Origin of the sequence: Shewanella decolorationis S12, from assembly GCF_000485795.1 — a bacterium.
GTDB classification, from domain to species: Bacteria; Pseudomonadota; Gammaproteobacteria; order Enterobacterales; family Shewanellaceae; genus Shewanella; species Shewanella decolorationis.
The window spans coordinates 1-2,622 of the sequence record NZ_AXZL01000010.1 but is presented as its reverse complement, the minus strand read 5'-3'; the positions used below and the strand labels follow the sequence as shown (position 1 = coordinate 2,622).

The 2,622-nt window shown below is 46.8% G+C and carries 1 tRNA gene, 2 rRNA genes and 3 pseudogenes; 2 read left to right on the top strand and 4 right to left on the bottom strand.

Annotated elements, in window-relative coordinates:
* Nucleotides 1-457 precede the first annotated feature (457 nt).
* A pseudogene (locus SHD_RS00950) lies at nt 458-892 on the top strand (IS630 family transposase); the annotation flags it as partial.
* Nucleotides 893-948: 56 nt separating this feature from the next.
* Here the strand turns inward: SHD_RS00950 and SHD_RS21475 are convergent.
* Nucleotides 949-1,957 (bottom strand): annotated as a pseudogene (locus SHD_RS21475) (IS630 family transposase).
* Nucleotides 1,958-2,025: 68 nt separating this feature from the next.
* On the opposite strand from SHD_RS21475, the pseudogene SHD_RS21750 reads away from it, so the two are divergent.
* A pseudogene (locus tag SHD_RS21750) lies at nt 2,026-2,133 on the top strand (IS630 family transposase); the annotation flags it as partial.
* A gap of 147 nt (nt 2,134-2,280) precedes the next feature.
* Here the strand turns inward: SHD_RS21750 and rrf (SHD_RS00935) are convergent.
* The 3 genes from rrf (SHD_RS00935) to rrf (SHD_RS00925) all read right to left on the bottom strand — a co-directional run.
* A 5S ribosomal RNA gene (rrf, locus tag SHD_RS00935) occupies nt 2,281-2,396 on the bottom strand.
* A 34-nt stretch (nt 2,397-2,430) separates the two neighbouring features.
* Nucleotides 2,431-2,506: transfer RNA gene (locus SHD_RS00930), tRNA-Thr, on the bottom strand.
* 33 nt (nt 2,507-2,539) lie between these two features.
* A 5S ribosomal RNA gene (rrf, locus tag SHD_RS00925) occupies nt 2,540-2,622 on the bottom strand; the annotation flags it as partial.

The window sequence follows — 2,622 nt, the reverse complement described above, 5'->3', positions numbered from 1 at the left end:
CAGATTTCTTGTTTAGATTGTTAAAGAGCATTTGACCACTCACTTCGCGTTACCGCTCAGCGGGTCAGGGCTGCGTATTCTACGCATTTCCCGTGTCGCGTCAAGGCGTTTTTGCAAACTTCTTGAGGCTTTCGAACCAAGCGCACATTTTGCATTCGATTCGTACTGTAACCGCATCCGCTTTCGCTGTCTGCCGTGTCAGTGGATGCGCATTATAGGCAGCGAAAACTTTTGTGCAAGGGCTTTTTTGAAGTTTTTTGCATTATTTTTCAAATGCCTTTTTACACCCAATCTAGGCACAAGCTGCCCACGAGTTATTCCCAGAGTTATCCACATTGCACCAGTTTTTCCAATAATCGCGCCCTTTTTATTATCCGCTTTTTAGTACTTAAAAGTTCGTTGCTTACGGTATTTCTTCGAATAGTTTCAGTCGTAATACATTGCTTAAGCGATTTAAGAGGCCTTTAAAAACTTCCGGATGACAACGATCCTTAACACAGCTAGGCTCATTGCACTCGATCGCATTGACGTTTTGTTTCAAGATGAAGTCCGCTTTGGCCAACAGAATACCACCACCTGTATTTGGGCAGAGAAAGGGACTAGTCCACGAGCCGTCAAGCAGCAACAATTTGAATCTGCGTATTTATGTGGCGCCGTGTGTCCGACAACGGAGGCGACACAAGCGATTATTGCCCCGCATGCCAATAGCGAATATATGCACGAGCATTTAGAACTGATTTCAACTGCCACCCCATTTGGACGGCATGCGCTGGTCATCATGGACGGCGCGGGCTGGCATCAACAGGATTTGGCCGATGACGTTGATAATCTGATGCTTCTCAAGTTGCCGCCTTATTCACCGGAGTTAAATCCGATAGAGCAGGTATGGCAATGACTGCGTCAAAATATGTTGGCTAATCGTTGTTTTAGTGGTTATACCATTCCGCATTAAAGTTCAGTCACCTTTGCCCATTCCCGAGAGCACATCTTTACCACGCGTTTTGTACAACTGATAAAGCTGTTCCATGCCTGGCTGCAGGCATCCACTCTGTCCTCATATCCTTTAAAGCAGCGATTGGCGAGATAATGTTGGCGCAGCCAACTCCATACCTGTTCGATGGGGTTTAGTTCTGGGGAATATGGCGGCAGTTTGAGTATCGACAGTTTGGGGATATCAGCAGCAATGTCATTGGTATGCCAACCCGCACCGTCCATTACCACGACAGCATGGCGGCCAGGTTTGGTGCGTTTTGCAATCAGCTCCAGGTGCTGGTGCATGATGTCCTTATTAACGAATGGCGTGATGATGGCTTCAGTTTCTCCTGTTGCAGGACAGACTGCGCCGAAGAGATAACTACTGCTGTCTTAGCGCTCTTGGTCTACTGCCTTTGGGGGCCCAAAGTCGTGTCGTTGTATTTTGCAGGCCGAATCGGGCTTCGTCCTGAAACCAAATATCAATCTGGTATGGTTGTATATGAATGGGAGTGTGAAGGAGCGTTTCCAGAGGAAACTTTTTAAAAGCGTCCTGTAAGCTCTGAGTTTGTTTTGGATACCTGGAGCGGCTGGTTATCCAACAGAATCCCATGCTCTTTAGTAGCTTGTAGATATGATTGGGATGGTACTCGACATTAAACTCACTCGAGATGTATTGCTGGATGTCGGCCCCAGTGAGTCTGCCACCCTCATCTGATTGTGCTTTGAACTGAATGTATCTGGCGAGTCTCCTTTTTTGCTCATTTGACAATGACGGCTTCTTCCATAGGCGTGGTTTATCTGTCAGTCGTTGCCCAAGATAGCTGCAGACCCATAAGTTGACGCTAGATCTGGCCACCTTCAACTGGCTTGCCACCTGAGTGTGGTTATGGCATTGCAAAAAAAGCGATACAGCGAGCAATTGTATGCGCTTATGCGAATCCTTCTCATTTGGAGAGGCTAAGCAGACTTTCTGCAATTTCAGGTTTCCTCATCCAATTTTAAGCTGTTGGGTTGCTTGCTATTAGATCAGACTTCAATGCTGAATGGTAGTACGACGATATTGTCGAACAGTGCTCTATTACATGGAATACTTTCATTAAGAAGAAAACAAGAATGATAGGATTGTGTACTAGACAGTGGACAATTTTGGTCAGTTAGTTAATGGAATTGGTATCATATCCAGCTGGAGGGCTGATGGGCTGAAAGGCCGGAAGGTTGGATGGCTGAAGGAGGCGAGCAAACGATGGAAATAAACTCTCGGAAAGCAAAAAGGCCACCTAATTAGGTGGCCTTTATTAATTTAGCGCTTGGCGATGACCTACTCTCACATGGGGAGACCCCACACTACCATCGGCGCGATTGCGTTTCACTTCTGAGTTCGGGATGGGATCAGGTGGGACCACAATGCTATTGTCACCAAGCAAATTTTTCTCTAGGACACTACACTAGACTGTATGGTGCTGATACCCAGAATCGAACTGGGGACCTCATCCTTACCAAGGATGCGCTCTACCGACTGAGCCATATCAGCAATTCTTTATCATCAAAGATGACATAATTAGGCGCTTGGCGATGACCTACTCTCACATGGGGAGACCCCACACTACCATCGGCGCGATTGCGTTTCACTTCTGAGTTCGGGATGGG